The 15,533-nt window shown below is 41.8% G+C and carries 18 protein-coding genes, 1 tRNA gene and 2 other annotated features (1 of these 21 only partly in view); of the genes, 4 read left to right on the forward strand and 15 right to left on the reverse strand.

Annotated features, from left to right (window positions below; translation table 11 throughout):
• Nucleotides 1–192: a binding site (T-box leader), on the reverse strand (it extends 63 nt beyond the left edge of the window).
• 75 nt (nt 193–267) lie between these two features.
• Nucleotides 268–515: a binding site (T-box leader), on the reverse strand.
• A gap of 60 nt (nt 516–575) precedes the next feature.
• Nucleotides 576–1,217: an MOSC domain-containing protein gene (locus FS736_RS17825; protein ID WP_144479765.1), complete on the reverse strand. Its 642-nt coding sequence runs from the start codon at nt 1,215–1,217 to the stop codon at nt 576–578.
• Between the two features lie 178 nt (nt 1,218–1,395).
• Here FS736_RS17825 and FS736_RS17830 point away from each other — a divergent pair, with 178 nt between their 5' ends.
• Nucleotides 1,396–2,667, forward strand: a complete 1,272-nt coding sequence (locus FS736_RS17830; RefSeq protein WP_144479767.1) for an MFS transporter — start codon at nt 1,396–1,398, stop codon at nt 2,665–2,667.
• A 32-nt stretch (nt 2,668–2,699) separates the two neighbouring features.
• Here FS736_RS17830 and FS736_RS17835 read toward each other — a convergent pair whose 3' ends face one another.
• From FS736_RS17835 to FS736_RS17860, 7 genes are all read right to left on the reverse strand, one after another.
• On the reverse strand, nt 2,700–3,470 hold the full coding sequence (locus tag FS736_RS17835; protein WP_144479769.1) for an alpha/beta fold hydrolase: 771 nt from the start codon (nt 3,468–3,470) through the stop codon (nt 2,700–2,702).
• 245 nt (nt 3,471–3,715) lie between these two features.
• A complete protein-coding gene (locus FS736_RS25500; RefSeq protein ID WP_395883524.1) occupies nt 3,716–3,871 on the reverse strand; it encodes a putative holin-like toxin in 156 nt (51 codons plus the stop codon).
• A 102-nt stretch (nt 3,872–3,973) separates the two neighbouring features.
• A complete protein-coding gene (locus tag FS736_RS17840; protein WP_144479771.1) occupies nt 3,974–4,774 on the reverse strand; it encodes a DUF2935 domain-containing protein in 801 nt (266 codons plus the stop codon).
• A 126-nt stretch (nt 4,775–4,900) separates the two neighbouring features.
• Entirely contained in the window at nt 4,901–6,760 is a 1,860-nt protein-coding gene (locus FS736_RS17845; protein ID WP_144479773.1) for a PTS fructose transporter subunit IIABC, read from the reverse strand.
• A gap of 11 nt (nt 6,761–6,771) precedes the next feature.
• Nucleotides 6,772–7,686, reverse strand: coding sequence for a 1-phosphofructokinase (pfkB, locus tag FS736_RS17850; protein WP_144479775.1), 915 nt, complete (start codon nt 7,684–7,686; stop codon nt 6,772–6,774).
• A complete protein-coding gene (locus tag FS736_RS17855) occupies nt 7,683–8,435 on the reverse strand; it encodes a DeoR/GlpR family DNA-binding transcription regulator (protein ID WP_144479777.1) in 753 nt (250 codons plus the stop codon). The genes pfkB and FS736_RS17855 overlap by 4 nt, the downstream gene beginning before the upstream one ends.
• Before the next feature lie 175 nt (nt 8,436–8,610).
• Complete coding sequence (locus FS736_RS17860) at nt 8,611–8,952, reverse strand: LysE family transporter (protein ID WP_313959733.1); 342 nt, start codon at nt 8,950–8,952, stop codon at nt 8,611–8,613.
• Nucleotides 8,953–9,090: 138 nt separating this feature from the next.
• On the opposite strand from FS736_RS17860, the gene FS736_RS17865 reads away from it, so the two are divergent.
• A tRNA-Leu gene (locus FS736_RS17865) sits at nt 9,091–9,174 on the forward strand.
• Nucleotides 9,175–9,672: 498 nt separating this feature from the next.
• Here the strand turns inward: FS736_RS17865 and FS736_RS17870 are convergent.
• A complete protein-coding gene (locus FS736_RS17870) occupies nt 9,673–9,879 on the reverse strand; it encodes a cold-shock protein (RefSeq protein ID WP_144479781.1) in 207 nt (68 codons plus the stop codon).
• 405 nt (nt 9,880–10,284) lie between these two features.
• On the opposite strand from FS736_RS17870, the gene FS736_RS17875 reads away from it, so the two are divergent.
• Nucleotides 10,285–10,905 (forward strand): LysE family transporter, encoded by a 621-nt coding sequence (locus FS736_RS17875; RefSeq protein ID WP_144479783.1) that lies wholly within the window; start codon nt 10,285–10,287, stop codon nt 10,903–10,905.
• Nucleotides 10,906–11,003: 98 nt separating this feature from the next.
• Nucleotides 11,004–11,315, forward strand: a complete 312-nt coding sequence (locus FS736_RS17880) for a DUF6509 family protein (protein ID WP_144479785.1) — start codon at nt 11,004–11,006, stop codon at nt 11,313–11,315.
• 36 nt (nt 11,316–11,351) lie between these two features.
• On the opposite strand, the gene FS736_RS17885 is transcribed toward FS736_RS17880, so the two are convergent.
• The 6 genes from FS736_RS17885 to ku form a co-directional block, all read right to left on the reverse strand.
• Complete coding sequence (locus tag FS736_RS17885; protein ID WP_144479787.1) at nt 11,352–11,747, reverse strand: cytosolic protein; 396 nt, start codon at nt 11,745–11,747, stop codon at nt 11,352–11,354.
• Between the two features lie 24 nt (nt 11,748–11,771).
• Nucleotides 11,772–12,269 (reverse strand): metallophosphoesterase family protein, encoded by a 498-nt coding sequence (locus FS736_RS17890; protein WP_144479789.1) that lies wholly within the window; start codon nt 12,267–12,269, stop codon nt 11,772–11,774.
• 58 nt (nt 12,270–12,327) lie between these two features.
• On the reverse strand, nt 12,328–12,849 hold the full coding sequence (locus tag FS736_RS17895) for a hypothetical protein (protein ID WP_144479791.1): 522 nt from the start codon (nt 12,847–12,849) through the stop codon (nt 12,328–12,330).
• A 186-nt stretch (nt 12,850–13,035) separates the two neighbouring features.
• Entirely contained in the window at nt 13,036–13,533 is a 498-nt protein-coding gene (locus tag FS736_RS17900) for a GreA/GreB family elongation factor (RefSeq protein WP_144479793.1), read from the reverse strand.
• A 27-nt stretch (nt 13,534–13,560) separates the two neighbouring features.
• Nucleotides 13,561–14,463, reverse strand: coding sequence for an NAD-dependent epimerase/dehydratase family protein (locus FS736_RS17905; protein WP_144479795.1), 903 nt, complete (start codon nt 14,461–14,463; stop codon nt 13,561–13,563).
• A 126-nt stretch (nt 14,464–14,589) separates the two neighbouring features.
• Nucleotides 14,590–15,444: a non-homologous end joining protein Ku gene (gene ku, locus FS736_RS17910; protein WP_144479797.1), complete on the reverse strand. Its 855-nt coding sequence runs from the start codon at nt 15,442–15,444 to the stop codon at nt 14,590–14,592.
• Nucleotides 15,445–15,533: the final 89 nt, after the last annotated feature.

Below are 15,533 nucleotides of genomic sequence, written 5' to 3' on the forward strand. Positions count from 1 at the left end.
TTCAGGTACAGGAAACCTAAAAACGATTTCGGTATACCCTATCCCTTTAACGGAGAATTCCGGGCAGCCCTACTGTCATTTCAGGCCGCCTCTCACAAGGCCATTCAACAGGCATTTACGTACCGGTTCGCACCATACCCGGCTCTCTGAAACGAAAATATCCTGTTTACTCTTCTTGATCAACGAGTTAACATAATAATTTTATTATTTATTTCACTACTGGTTCCCTTTTTAGACAAATAAAAAAGGGCCCTCTCCTTATATGAAAATAAGGACGAGAGACCCGTGGTGCCACCTTAATTAGCTGTAAAAACAGCTCACTTTAAAGCATCAAGCATCATTTGCTTAATACCTGCCTTTTGTAACGATAAGGCCTGTTCGCCAAAGCCTACTGCCTGATGGGTTCGGTTTGGAAGCTCGGAAGTCCATTCGCTGCAACAGTTACACTGATTCTCACCAACCATCAGCTCTCTTGAGTACCCGTTTCAGTTACTACTCTTCGTCAACACTTTGCGTTATATTGTTTAAAATAATAAGCGCATTAAATATAAAAGTCAATAAAAAAATGTAAAATTTTAATTTTTCTGGATTAAAAGTTTATTTAGTTCTTCTTTCCAGGCCTCTGCCAGTCCTTCCGTACCTATGAGTGATTCAATTGCTTTCATATCATTCCTGCGATGAAAAAGAATCTCATTGGCCATCAGAATGGAAAAATCCTCTTGTTTCCGCTCCAGTAATACGATTTCAGCATCTTCATTGACGATACCTTCCTCCAGCACCCTGAAAAAATAACCTGTATAACCAGTCTGGACTACTCTTTTCAATAACAGATCAAGATCATTATTTTTGGAAATTTTTGAACATGGGATTCTGCCCTGCGTCACCTGTATTTTCGTTTCCCCCAATCGGTAGATATCTCCTATGTATACCATATCCTCATTCATTCCTAATGCGGAAATATTTTCACCAAAAGTGGGTGCTTCTATATTTTTATTAAATTCATCTGACCATTTTTGATAATGTTCGAAAGGGTAAAAGCATACCGCTCTGTCAGGCCCACCATGATACTCTGTTGCAGCTACACCATCACCCTCGAACGAATTCTTTGTAAGATAGGCTTGTTTCACACTCTTTTTCGAGATTGCAGATTGTTCTTCCCTTCCCTTCCAGTTCTTCAGTTCTGGCTTCCCTACATTTAAATACAGGATCTTCGCCATGTTCCTCCACCCTTCCGGACTTTTCCAACTATTTTATCCTTTCCACAAAAAAAATACCATATAGATTTATAATTCAGCCATAAAATCAAATGTACGGACATTACCATAAAAAGACACCATTTTTTCAACCGTTTTCGACCACACTAGAAATAGTATGAATTAAAGGCAGGTTTCGAAAATGAATCATATTGAGAACTTGTTTCCAAAATCCGGGAGTCTTTCGGGTAAGAAAGATAAGGATACCAATGATGATCCTGTCAAAAATCAAAAATGGGCGATCGTATCGATTGCATCCATACCACTTGTGATGACTCTTGGCAATTCAATGCTGATTCCTGTATTGCCTGTTATTGAAAAGCGAATGGGCATTTCTGCATTCCAATCAAGCCTGATCATTACTGTCTATTCAATAGTGGCAATCTTTTTAATCCCAATTGCCGGGTATTTATCTGACCATATCGGCCGAAAAAAAGTCATCATTCCGAGCCTGATCATTACTGGTATCGGGGGAATCATCTCGGGATGGGCCTCATGGCAAATGACCGACGGATATTGGATTGTTTTAATCGGCAGGGCTCTGCAGGGTGTGGGAGCAGCTGGAGCCTTCCCCATCGTATTGCCACTTGTCGGGGATATGTTCAAAAGCGATGATGAAGTCAGTGGTGTGCTTGGGGAAATTGAAACAGCCAATACACTTGGGAAGGTCCTTAGCCCAGTGCTGGGTTCATTCCTGGCAGGTTTCATATGGTTTATTCCTTTTTTCTCAATCCCGGTCTTCTGTGCAATTTCAATTATATTGATGATCTTTCTCGTTAAAAGTCCCAAAAAGAAGAATAAACCATTGCCTTTTAAGGATTTCATCAAAAAAGTAAAACTGATTTTTACTGAGAATGGACGTTGGCTGTATGCCATCTTTTTTATTGGTACAATTGTTATGTTTGTGCTTTTTGGAGTATTGTTTTACCTTTCCGATATCCTTGAGAACAAGTATGGAATAAAGGATCTTAAGAAAGGGCTATTGCTTGCTCTGCCATTAGGGGCACTTTGCCTTTCATCTTTTATTACAGGTAAAATCATTAAGAAAAATATGGTGCTGATGAAATGGATAACTTTTACCAGTTTGTTGATCCTTGGGATCGCAGTTATCCTGCTGAGCTTTTCTAAAGAATTGTGGTTTCTAATATCGATGTTCCTTTTTGCCGGGATTGGAATCGGTGCAAGCCTTCCTCCTCTTGATGCGCTAATCACTGAAAGTATCGAGAAGGAAGAAAGGGGCACGATTACCTCAATTTATAGTTCGATGAGGTTTATTGGCGTCGCAGCAGGACCTCCCATCATCGCTTTGATGATGAAGAATTCGAACAAACTCATTTTCATCACACTTGCATCATTAAGTATAGCAGCAGCTCTTGCCACTTTTCTGGCAATCAAACCGGATAAAAAGGCATAGAGAAACGCATTGACCAGTGTCAATGCGTTTTTTTACAGCCTGGCAGCCTCTTTCAGCAAAAAACTAGTTATTTCCTTGTTAAAATCCTGCCACCTTTTTACAGGAACCTGATGTGAGACCTTTGGGATAATGGCTGTTTCGAAATGTTCAAGCTCTTTCTCATAGGTCCTAAGATGCTGGTTAATTAAATCTTTTGAACCATAGATCAGCAGTAAAGGAACTGACAGCGATTTAAGCCTTTCGACACAAGAATAGTTTAATGACTCGTAATAAAAGTGAAACCAGGTATTCATGTCTGTTTTCAACATATGCTCAATAAGTTCCGACCTGTATTCCGGATCGAAGGTATGGGCAGTTGCAATCGTTTTTGCCAGCGTTTTTGGAGAGCGTTTCACAAAGTACATTCCAAGCAAATGTTCATACCTTAACGCAGGGGACTTTACTTCCGCAAAGCCACCAGACAAAATCAGGCCTTTAGTACGTTCTGGATAAGTCAGCGCGAATTCCTGGGCGATGCTGCCGCCAGAGGAGTATCCGCACAATATTACTTCCTCCAAGCCAATCCAGTCTGCGAGCTTCAGTACTTCTTCCGCGTACTTCTGGATTGTGACTCTTTCCGGCACGGCTGTGGATTCTCCGTGACCGCTTAAGTCAGAGAAGATCAGTCTGAATCGTTCGCTTAATGGCCTCTGATAATGGAATACCTTTCTCCCCATACCCGGCGGATGGAGGAAGATGATTGGGACTCCTTCGCCCGCTTCTTCGTAAAAAATATCACCATAGTCTAATTTGCATACTGGCATCGCCAATTCACTCCTTCATACACGGATTGAGATAACTTTCATAGTATAGCCATTTTGCAAATCTGCTCATGCATAAAGGATCATATAACCGTGACATTGCCAGCCTTGTATGGTATTCTTGTATTGTAAAAATGTATAAAAAGGCCGCCGGTGTTGGCCCACCGGCAGCCATTGCAATAGCCGTTCCCATTGAGGATCGGACATGGATCTGCTGGACCTCTCACTCAATTTCGGTTAAGGGAGGTCTATTTTTTTTGGCTGAACGTCAGCACTGCGAGGATGAGGCTGGCAAATGAAAACATTGCCATAAAGGTCTCGAATACTGTCAAAGGCATCACCCCCTTCCTCCGGGGTTCGCCGACCATCCAATAGATTTGACTATTGCTTCTCAAGTATAACATACCCTCGTCCAAAACTAGAACACATGTTCTGTCGTTAACCAAAAATTAGGGCTAAGATACTAGATGATCAGGAATGACATCCATCCAGTATCCACCCTTTTATTAATCTGTTATAAGCCTCGGTTTGCCAGGATCACAGCCAGGCTGTTTCATTGCCGTTGCTTCCGCCACTTTCGATAAGTAGTAACACTCTTCCCTAAACATATGGTCAGCCATAAGTGGCGCAAAACTGCCTAAAGCCTGTTCAGACAACCTAAGTTCTTTTAATTCATCAAGAAATCTCATGAACACCTTAATTTCCATAGAAACCTCATGGTTCATTCTTTCCAGGGCTGGAAAAGAGGCTAAATTTGTACGCAGATAACCAGTCAGCTCCACAGCTTTCAGGTAAAAATCTTCAAATTGCTTTACAAATTTCTCACTTGTAGCTTTCAAACGTTTTTCAACCTGGTCAATATTACTTTGGATCGCACCAGCATGACCAGCTGCATCAAGCAGCCAGACCGTATGGTGATGCAGTTCATGAAATACGGGCGGTACCTCTCCCCTTTTCAGATACTCAAGAACCCTTAGATATTCTTCGACCTCATTTACCATGTGATTGACAAAAGTAGGACCTAAATGGATTTTTACCTTTCCGGTCAGCATTTTTTCAATGAGCTCTAATTTAAATTTCCTGATTTTCTTCGCTTCTTCATCCGCTCTCATACTCAAATGGATTAAGTCTGTTGTATCCACTCTCTGCAGCAGCCTATCAAAAGTATTGATGAAATACTTCGAGGAATCAATTTCTTCCTGTTCAATGGGAGCAAGTGCCTCGAACATGAATCTTCCATGATCCCCAAGAACCTGAAGCCAAAACCGATGCTCAAAAACAGCCGCCTCCTTGAAATCCCGATCCATTCCAGTCCCCTCCTCAAAAATGGTTTCATAAAAGCATATCTGTGTCCCATGTAAATTATTCATTCAACTACCCTAAACAAATCACAAATAAAAGGCCTGCAGATACTAAAATCTGCAGGCCAACTATTATTTTGTTACGGGCTTTTTCAATAACCCAAGCAAGATTGCTGTGATTGCTGAGCCAATTAAAATCGCGGCCAGGTATAACAACCATCCGCCGTCCACAAGCGGAACTACGAACAAACCGCCATGAGGAGCTCTAAGTCCGATATTGAACATCATTGACAATCCGCCGGCTACTGCCGCTCCAGCCATCGCGGATGGAATCACACGAAGCGGATCAGCGGCAGCAAATGGGATTGCACCTTCTGTGATGAAGGAAAGTCCCATGATATAATTCGCTTTTCCAGCATCTTGATCTTCTTTTGAGAATTTGTTCCTAAAGATTGTAGTCGCTAATGCAATTCCTAATGGCGGGACCATGCCAGCAGCCATAATGGCAGCCATTGGCTCATATACCCCGTTCGCAAGCAAGCCTGTTCCAAAAACATAGGCTGCCTTATTCACTGGTCCGCCCATGTCGAATGCCATCATTAGGCCAAGTACAATTCCAAGCAATACAGCATTGCCTGTCCCTAACCCTGACAGCCAGTCTGTAATAGCCTGGTTCAAGGCACCAACCGGTTTATTTACCAGGAATAACATAATGAATCCTGTAAGGGCAATTCCGAATAATGGATACAATAGGATTGTTTTAATCCCTTCCAGTGATGCTGGAAGGCTAGCGAATAATTTCTTCAGACCGAGAACGAGATATCCTGCGAGGAATCCAGCGACCAAACCGCCAAGGAAGCCGCCGCCCCCTGTTGCTGCAAGCACACCGCCAACCATACCAGGAGCAAATCCAGGTCTGTCAGCAATACTTAGAGCAATGAAACCAGCAAGAATAGGTACCAGCAATCCAAATGCTCCCGCTCCTCCGCCAATATCCATCAGGGCCTTGGCAATTGGATGATAGGATGGATCCTCAGGATTGAAGGCATTATAGCCGAACATGAAGGAGATCGCGATCAGGATACCGCCTCCGACAACAAATGGAAGCATATTTGAAACACCATTCATCAAATGCTTATAGATTCCGCCTCGGCTTTCTTTCTTTTCTGCCGGCGCATTGCCTGTCGACTTATAAAGTGGCGCATCCTTCATAACCGCTTTTTCAATCAGATCTTTTGGTCTGCGGATTCCGTCGGCAACTGGTACATCGATCAATGGCTTGCCTGTGAACCTTTCCATATCAACTTTTGTATCGGCAGCGATAATGACAGCCTCTGCTCTTTCAATGTCTTCCGGCGTCAAGACATTTTTGGCGCCTCCTGACCCATTCGTTTCTACCTTGATGTCTACGCCCATTTCAGCCGCTTTCGCTTTTAACGAATCCGCTGCCATGTACGTGTGGGCAATACCCGTTGGGCAAGCAGTAACTGCGACGAGGTATTTTCTATTTCCCCCTACAGATTTCTCTTCTTTTTCTTCCTGGTCATAACTGTCAATGATACCAATGACTTCATCGGCTGACTGTGCAGCCATCAGCTTCTCACGTGCATCTGCCTTCATTAAGATGGTCGAAAGTCGTGCCAGTGCCTCCAGATGTGTGTTATTTGCACCTTCCGGGGCTGCAATCATGAAAAATAGATGTGCTGGCTGCCCATCAAGAGATTCATAGTCGATCCCTGACTCTGAGCGGCCAAATACGATGGCAGCGTCTTTCACAACTCGAGTTTTTGCGTGTGGTATAGCGATCCCATCCCCAACACCTGTTGTGCTTTGTTTTTCGCGATTCAAAATAGCTTCCTTGAATATCTCCTGGTCTGAGATTTTACCGGCTGCATCAAGTACCCCGACAAGTTCATTGACAGCATCGTGCTTTGATTTGGCAGTCATGGATAAAAGAATAGTTTCTCTTGTCAGCAATTCTGTGATTCTCATTGTTCTCCCCCTCACTGGTATTCGTGAATTTTCACTTCTGGAAGAAGTGTCTCTATTTTTCCAGGTGTACATAGCCCGATTGAAAAGGCTGTTGCGCTGCCTGATGCCACACTGAAACGGAAAGCCTCTTTGCAGTCACTACTTTTTAAGAACTGTGCCATGAAGCCTGCCACCATCGAATCGCCTGCTCCCACAGAGCTTTTGACTTCCCCTTGTGGAACGGTCGCATAAAAGGCTTCTGTTTCACTGATATAGACAGCACCCTTTTCAGCAAGAGAAACAATGACGTTTTTTGCTCCTGCCTCTACGAGTTTTTTTCCATATACAATGGCATCCTCCGCTCCTGATATCTCTCTGTCGAAAAACTGTCCCAATTCGTGATGGTTTGGTTTAATCAGAAAAGGCTTATATTCGAGCACAGTTTTAAGCAAATCACCTTCTGCATCAATGACTACTTCTGCCCCGTTTTTTTTACAGATCCGGACGATATCCTGATAAATCGTTTGAGGCATGCTTGATGGAATACTTCCAGCAAGGATCAGATAATCATCTTTTCCAAGCTGTTGGATTTTTTCTTTCAATAATCCGATTGCAAGAGAGGATATTTCCGGGCCCCTTGCATTGATTTCGGTTTCTTTTCCGGCCTTCAGTTTGATATTGATTCTTGTATCTCCCTCGACTTTGACAAAGCCCGTATAAGTGCCTTCCCTATTGAGGAACTCTTCAACGTATTTGCCTGTAAAGCCTCCTAAAAAGCCAGTTGCTTTGCTCTCGATTCCTAGTGAGCGCAGGACCCTTGAAACATTGATGCCTTTTCCGCCAGGAAGTTTTGTTTCATGGGAAGTTCTATTTAAAGTTCCAAGTACAATCTCGCCTGCTTCGACGATATAATCGACAGATGGATTAAGTGTCAGCGTATAGATCATGGTGTCACAACCTTTATTGAAGTTTTGCTGGTATATTGTCCTTTTGTCTCTTCCTCAAGAATATTGGTAATAATTCCAGCTTCATGCAAATCGGCTATTTTAGCAAAAGTGATTTCCGAGAATTTACTGTCATCTGCCAGTACATATGCTTCACGCGATAATGAAATCGCTTTGGATTTGATCATCGCTTCCTCCTGGTCAGGTGTTGTAAAGCCAGAATGAGGATGAATGCCATTAACCCCAAGGAAACATTTATCAAAACGGTATTGTTCCAGACTGGCCAATGCTCCTCTTCCAATCACTGCATTTGTCTTTGGCTTCGCATAACCTCCGATGACATAGGTTTCAATATTCCTTTCCATCAGGGCCGGCAAATGCATGAATCCGTTGGTAACAACTACTATATCCTTCACAGGCAGGAAAGGGATCATTTCCTTGATTGTCGAGCCTGCATCCAGATAAATACTGTCGCCTTCTTCTACCAGACTTGCAGCATACTGGGCGATTTGCCTTTTTTCATGAAGGTTTTTGGAGGATTTCTCATTCATGCTTGGTTCTTGAAGTTTCCCCCTCAGTCTTGCAGCACCTCCATGTACCCTCTTCAGGAATTCACCCTCTTCAAGGACTGTCAGGTCCCGACGTATAGTGGACTCGGAAGCTTCTGTTATATCAACAAGTTCTTGAATTTTCACAATTGGTTTTTCTTTTATGAGCTGTAAGATGAGCTGGTGGCGCTCAGGTGTTAACATGAGCCATTCCTCCTAAATTGCTTCGTAAGTCCATCATAATGTAATCGATTTCAAAAATCAATCATTTTCTTTCAAAACCAATCAAAATTGAGCAGTTTCTCAAGATTATTGATTGGTTCTGAATGTTTTCATAAAAATAACCTCTTTTAAAAGAGGTTATAAACATATTATTTTATTAAAATAAAGCTTTGATGCACTGGTAAGCACTGCTGATCGATATGTTGAATCCCGTGAGGAAGCATTTAAATAAAGACTCTCTCCCGCTGCTGAAGGCAAGATGGATATCATTTGCCTTCAGCAAGCATTCAATGCCCGAATAAATGAGTACGAAACCGCCAAAAAACCACAGAAATATTTGGATGAGAGGCATGTCCAAAAAATTCACAAGCCCAAGAAAGATAAGAAGAATTAAAATGGCATCAGCAATCATCGATCCTGTACCAACAATCCATGCATGCCAGAACCCAATTTTGATTACCTTATCCAGCCTGGCTGAATTCACCGGGCCAATGACCAAGTTGTCGTCTTCCACCACAAATAAATTATGCAAATTTTATATGCGCAGGTTGAAAAATAATACAAATTGCACCAGATTTCCTAAAAATATAAATTGAAATCAATTATTTTTATGATATAATTCTTTTATAACTAATTCGCGGGTGTGGCGGAATCGGCAGACGCGCTAGATTCAGGTTCTAGTGGTGGCAACACCGTGGAGGTTCAAGTCCTCTCATCCGCATACAGAAAAGGTGCCTTTTAAGAGGGCACTTTTTTTGTGTTTTCAACCAGTTTTAAGTAAAGCTCGTTTGTGTGGTATATGATAAAGATTTGATTGACCATCCTGCGGAAGAGGGATCTTGACTGCCTTGGCTCCTAAACCTTCAAACCTGTCAAAATCATGGGACTTTCTTGACAGCTTTAGCCCCTCTGCCTGCAAACCTGTCAAAATTATGGTGCTTTTTTGACAGCTTTAGATCCTCTGCCTGCAAACCTGTCAAAATTATGGTGCTTTTTTGACAGCTTTAGATCCTCTGCCTGCAAACCTGTCAAAATACTAACCCTTTCTTGACAGCTTCACCTTCTCCACCTATAAAACTGTCAAATTAAAAGCGTTTTTCTGGCAGCCTGGGCCACTACATCTCAAAGTCCTTCTGAATCAACTATATTATTGAGTTCGCTTCATCTTCCAGAATAAAAAAAACAGCCTGGATGAAACCCAGGCTGTTTGTACCATTGGTTAACCGATCAGATTTTGACTATGGTTATTGACCACTTCGAGTACTTTGGTCGTTTCCTCCATATCACTTTTGCAAATCGGGCAAGCGGGGACATTGCTGCTTTTAAAGTTGTCACGAACCCAGCAATTGCAATCATCAGAAGTACATACCCATATTTTCGTTTCTGCTGTGACGATTTCTTCAGGCGGTTTTCTTCCAAATGCCAATTTCCTCACGCTCCTATCGTTTTAGTCACGGTTTTTTTTCTTAGATGCCTGTTTGCAGGATCCCGAAATTCATCCTGGAACCAACTCCATTCGAGAAAAACCTCATCATCGTTCGATTGATAAAAAAATTCATTTATTATAAAAAGCCGGCAATTGATACTTTTTATAATAAATGAATGGTCCGAAAGTTGATATCTATTCCATTTTACCACACTTTCTTATTTTTACCAAAAGTGACACCCTGATGTTCCCGAACAACAATAAATAGTATATTCATTTCCTCATTTTTTATTTAGAAAGGCAAAATTTTATTTGTTTTTTAACAAAAAGGGTTGTACACCATCCTTTGCCTGAATAGAAATAGTACAAGCAAATCATGCCTTGGCTATTGGGGGTTTCTTAAAATTGAGTGTCTTCCTGGGTTACATTTTCCTTGGTCTGTCACTTGCCGCGCCTATTGGCCCTGTCAATGCGGCACAAATGGACAAAGGGATCAAGAGCGGCTTCATACAGGCATGGCTTTTTGGCCTTGGTGCCTTGACAGCCGATATTATCTATATGCTTACTGTCTATCTTGGGGTTGTTAAGTATCTTGAAACTCCATTCATGCAGTCTTTCCTCTGGCTGTTCGGATTCTTTGTCTTGTTGTACACAGGCATCGAGACAATTATCAATTCTGGAAAAATCATGATGGATCATCGAGAAGGAGACTCAATTATAAAATCTTTTTTCTCCGGTTTCATAATGTCAATTTCTAATCCGCTGACCATGTTATTCTGGTTAGGCATTTACGGCTCTGTCCTTGCAAAAACTGCTTCCTCCTATGGAACCGGTGAACTTGTTATATACAGCTTCGGCATCATTCTCGGACTCCTTATGTGGGATATTGTGATGGCCGCTATTTCTAGCAGCTTCCGCAAGCTGCTCACATCAAGACTATTGACCTTCATTTCCCTTATATCAGGGGTTTCTCTGATTGGATTTGCATTTTATTTTGGATATCAAGCGCTGAAGCTGTTTCTGTGATTTTTTTGATTGGTTGTTCTAAGTGAGGTTTTTCCTTGATTGTTTATGGGGATTTCGATATATAATAGAAAGGACAAAACCAAAAGGATGAGACGTACATGAAGATTACCGGACATACCGTCGAACTCCTCGAAGATCCATTCGGACTTCTGACAGGAGATAGATATGAGTATTTTTTAAATATTGAAGTGGATGAAGACGATGAGCTTTATACTGATAAAGGGCTGCTTTTGAAGGTCCTGTTTCTCGTGGACGAGAACAACAGCCGAATTCTCCAAAGCTACTTCATTGAACAGGAAACTGAAACGGTTCTCGATTTTGAACTTGAGGATGATGAAGCAGAGCTGGTAAAAGCGTATTGTGAACAACACTTACAGGCTGATGAAGAAACCGAAACCGAACAGGAATAAACGAAAAGAAGAGCAGGAAAACCCTGCTCTTCTTTTTTATACCTCTATTGACTTGCCTTCCTCAAGTATATGAAAAAGAAGATGGGCAAGGTGCTGAACAGGGCCAAGTTCTCCCTCTTCTTCGTTCAGTTCTTCCGTGAATTCTAGGTCATTCAGGTACAATGCAGAAAATTCATAGAAATCCTTGAGGTCAAATCCATAGCAATTTGAAGGCTCTTCACTGCCATCCTCATATTGGAGCATTAGATAGGATTCCTCGCCATCCTTATCTTCTGCATCAAAGAAAACAAAGAAACCTATATTTGTGTCCAAATCAAAAAGGTGACGTGTGCCCCCTTCAGTCGCTTGGTCGTAATCTTCACTGCTCAATTTTTGGACCTTCATCGTTTCTACCTGATCTTCTGCATGAAATTTGACTTCAAATATTTTCAAGAGAAATTACACTCCATTCTGATTTTATTGCTTATCTTCAAAAAAGATATGCTTTGCTTCGATTTTTTCCCCGATTGTCAGGATACCATAGGAAAATTCCTTCTGTCTTCTTTTATCTGTTGGAGATCCGGGATTAAAGATGATCACTCCGTTATTTTCCTTTAAGACGGGAATATGTGAATGGCCATAAATGATGCAATCAACGGCATCATCGGCAAATGCATCTATTGCCCTTTTTTCTGTCGTTTTCCCTGTGCCGTGTCCATGGACAATCCCTATACGGAAATCCCCCGCAATGAACAGTTCTTTTGATTTGAGAAGGCTTTTAAGTTCCGGACCATCCACATTGCCGGTTACCCCGATGGCCGGTGCATATTGTTTCAGTTCATGATAAAGTTCGATCGTTTGCCAGTCTCCGGCATGGATGATGAAACTACAATCTTCCAGGTCACGCTTCAGTATTGTCGGCAGATGCTTCGCCTTCCTCGGCATATGAGTGTCGGAAACGACAACAACTTTCATGGTGTAACAAACCCCTCCCGCCTGCTTTTCCCTGTTATGTTACCCTGTGTGAACCGGTTTAACCTTTATACTTGGTTACATTAAAATAATCATTTGTTTTGTTATACTGATTGACCTCAATATCAAGGTCGTGGAAAAAACGGTGAAGATGAACCAGGACCTTTTTATCTTTGCTGCCGTCCTGGATCGTTTTTGAATAGTTGGCGATCGTTTCAAAATCAGACTGAAGAGAAGCATTTTCAGTTTCTACTGTGGATATCACCGATATAATTTCCCCTGCGATCTTCCTTTGTTCTTCCCAGTCAACTTTGTCGATCCTTCCCCAGCCAAGGGTATCATTATATTTTTTGTGAAAATCAGAAATAAACTTCCCGACAGATGAGTAGCCAGTGTTATCTGATCCTTCCTGGAACACCGCAACAGTCTGTCCCTTCCCCTGATTGCTTGTATTGCTGCTGTTCATGATAAGATTGCCGCTGCCGTTTTCCCATATTGAATAGCCAGCATACAATCCGAAAGCCAGCAAGAACAGACTGGCAGGTAAGATCATGAGTTTCCATTTATTTTTTTTCTTTTCCATCTGTCAGCCCCCTATGTCCCCTATTTCAACTCAAACTGAATCTGCCCTTCATATATAATTAGACAGCAGTCAGCTGATTCCCTGCAAGAAAGCACCATGTAACGACCAGCAGGCGTGCGCATAAAAAATATCCCGGCATACTTAGCTCCGGGATATTTCTATGAATAGGAGAACAAACTCATTGTATTACTTTGCTGCTTCATCCCAAGTGCTATAAAGCCCTATAACCCTGCACTTGATTTTGCCAGAGGGAAGTGAGAGAATCGTTTCCTCTCCTACTTTTAAACTGATTAGTTTTTGGGCAACCGGGGCATCATAGTAAATTTTATTTTCATCAATATTTGATTCTCCATAACCGACGATTTCATAGGTTTCTTCTTCTGAATCATCCGGATACTTAAATAAACACTTAACGATTGAACCGATCGCAACTTCCTTTGTATTTCTCTCCTTAAACTCAATTAATTCAGCAGTCTTGTACGTTTGTTGTATTTCGTTCAAACGGTCCATTAATATCCGCTCATCTTGTTCTAACTTATGAAAATTGGGATTAGCCAGTTTATCATCCCCGCAAGCATTGAAGGCAATATTTTTCTCCATACGTACTTGCTTTAATTCTTGTTCCAGCCTTGCTATTTGCTGCAAAATCAATTGCTCTCCCGATGGGGTGATCTTAACTGCCATGTTACTCTCCTTTTAACTGCAAAATTTTTATTCGCTAATCTTACCATATGCCATGATATATTTCTTGATTAATGTATCCAGAAGAAGATGGAGATCCATAAATCCGTAACCCAGTGCTGCCGCACGTGAAGTGTCGATCGACCATGACCCAGGTAAAGCATATGGTGACATACTGTCCGAAGGAGGATTTTTATCAACGATTGCTTCTTTTCCAGTCAGCAATTCTATCTTATCGATCAGTTCTTGCAGACTGATGTCCCCTGCAGAACCTGGGTTGATTGGACCGATATAATCTGACTTTCCGATTTTCACCAGGAAATTTGCAGCTTCAGCTGCCTCGATAAAACTGTAGCGCATTTCAGGTTGCGGAATACCAATCGCCTGGCCTGAAAGTATTTTATCGACATGGAACTTCAAACGCTCTGTGTAGTCATCTTCAGAAACTACAATCGGGAACCGGGAAGAGACGGTTTCAAATTGTCCAAGCTGGTGGAACACAGCTTCAGAAGCACGCTTTGCCTCTTTGTAACCTACATAACCAGGATACTCCCTGCGCCCTTTGTATTTGATCGGATATGTAAATGGATTGAAATCCTCTTCCTTATGGAGCGTGCCGAATTCATAGACAGCCTGGGAAGAAGTGAAAATATATCGACCCACACGTCCACATAACAATTCTGAAGTATCTCTTGCTTCCGTTGGCGAAAAACACGATTGGTCATAGACAAGATCCCACTCCTTTCCTTTGAAGGCTTCTGCCAGTGTCTCTTTCTTTTCCCGATCAATCCTGAGCCGGTTCACTTTATCACCAAAAGGATCTGCTTTAGTTCCTCTCGTGGCGATGGTAACTTCATTACCATGGTCAATCAGCATTTCGACCAGCTTTTTCCCAAAATACTGGGTTCCTCCCAGGACAAGTACCTTATTCATTATAAACCCCCCTCTTCTTTATTCTTTTTATTCTTCTTTTATCGGGGATTTTCCTTTTTCATTTAAATACAAGATAAAAACCGGCCATCATAAAAGGTGGCCGGCATAAGTTGATTCCAAGTTCTATCAGGCTTGTTTCTTTTCCTTTGCTTTTGGTTTTGCAGCTGTCTTCTTTTTCTTTGCGGCTGCAGGTTCTTTCTTTTTCTCAGGCTTCGTCCGGTCAATAGAAGCCTGCAGCGCTGCCATAAGATCTGTCACATTGGATACTGGCTCTTTTTCTGTTGGTGTAACCAGCTCTTTGCCTGTGCGCTTTGCTTCGATCAATTCTAATAATGCTGTCCGATAATCGTCTTTATATTTATCTGGTTCAAATTCGGTGGTCAACTGATCAATGAGCATAATGGCTGTTTCCAGCTCTTTTTCGGTCACCTTGTCATCTGCAGGGACGTTTGGTACGTCAACGGTTTTCCTGACTTCATCGGGAAAATGGATCGTTTCCATGACCAGTGTGTTATCATAGACCCTTATTACAGCCAATTGCTCTTTGGCGCGGATCATGATTTTGGCAATGCCCACCTTCTGTGATTCCTCAAGTGCCTTTTTTAACAAGGAATAGGCTTTTCCGCCGCTTTCATTTGGCGAGATAAAATAGCTTCGCTGATAGTAAATCGGATCGATTTCGGACATTTTCACAAAATCAATAATTTCGACGGCCTTGTCTTCGTTTTCTTTCCTCAATGCTTCCAAATCTTCCTCTTCAAGGATGACAAACTTCCCTTTCGTGTACTCATATGCTTTGACAATGTCTTCATTCTTTACTTCTTTATCACAAACCGGACATGTTTTTTCGTATTTAATCGGCGAGTGGCATTCTTTATGAAGTGTCCGAAGCTTGATGTCCTTATCTTCTGTTGCAGCATGAAGCTTGATGGGGATATTAACGAGACCGAAGCTGATGCTCCCTTTCCAAATAGTATGCATGGCGTTCTCCACCTTATCGTTTTTTTATTACTAATTTGCTTTAGAATTCAATGAATCATTCCTTAAAACATTTGCCAGCGTACTAGTTT

Origin of the sequence: Cytobacillus oceanisediminis 2691 (assembly GCF_007678455.1) — a bacterium.
In the GTDB taxonomy this organism is placed as follows: domain Bacteria; phylum Bacillota; class Bacilli; order Bacillales; family Cytobacillaceae; genus Mesobacillus; species Mesobacillus oceanisediminis_A.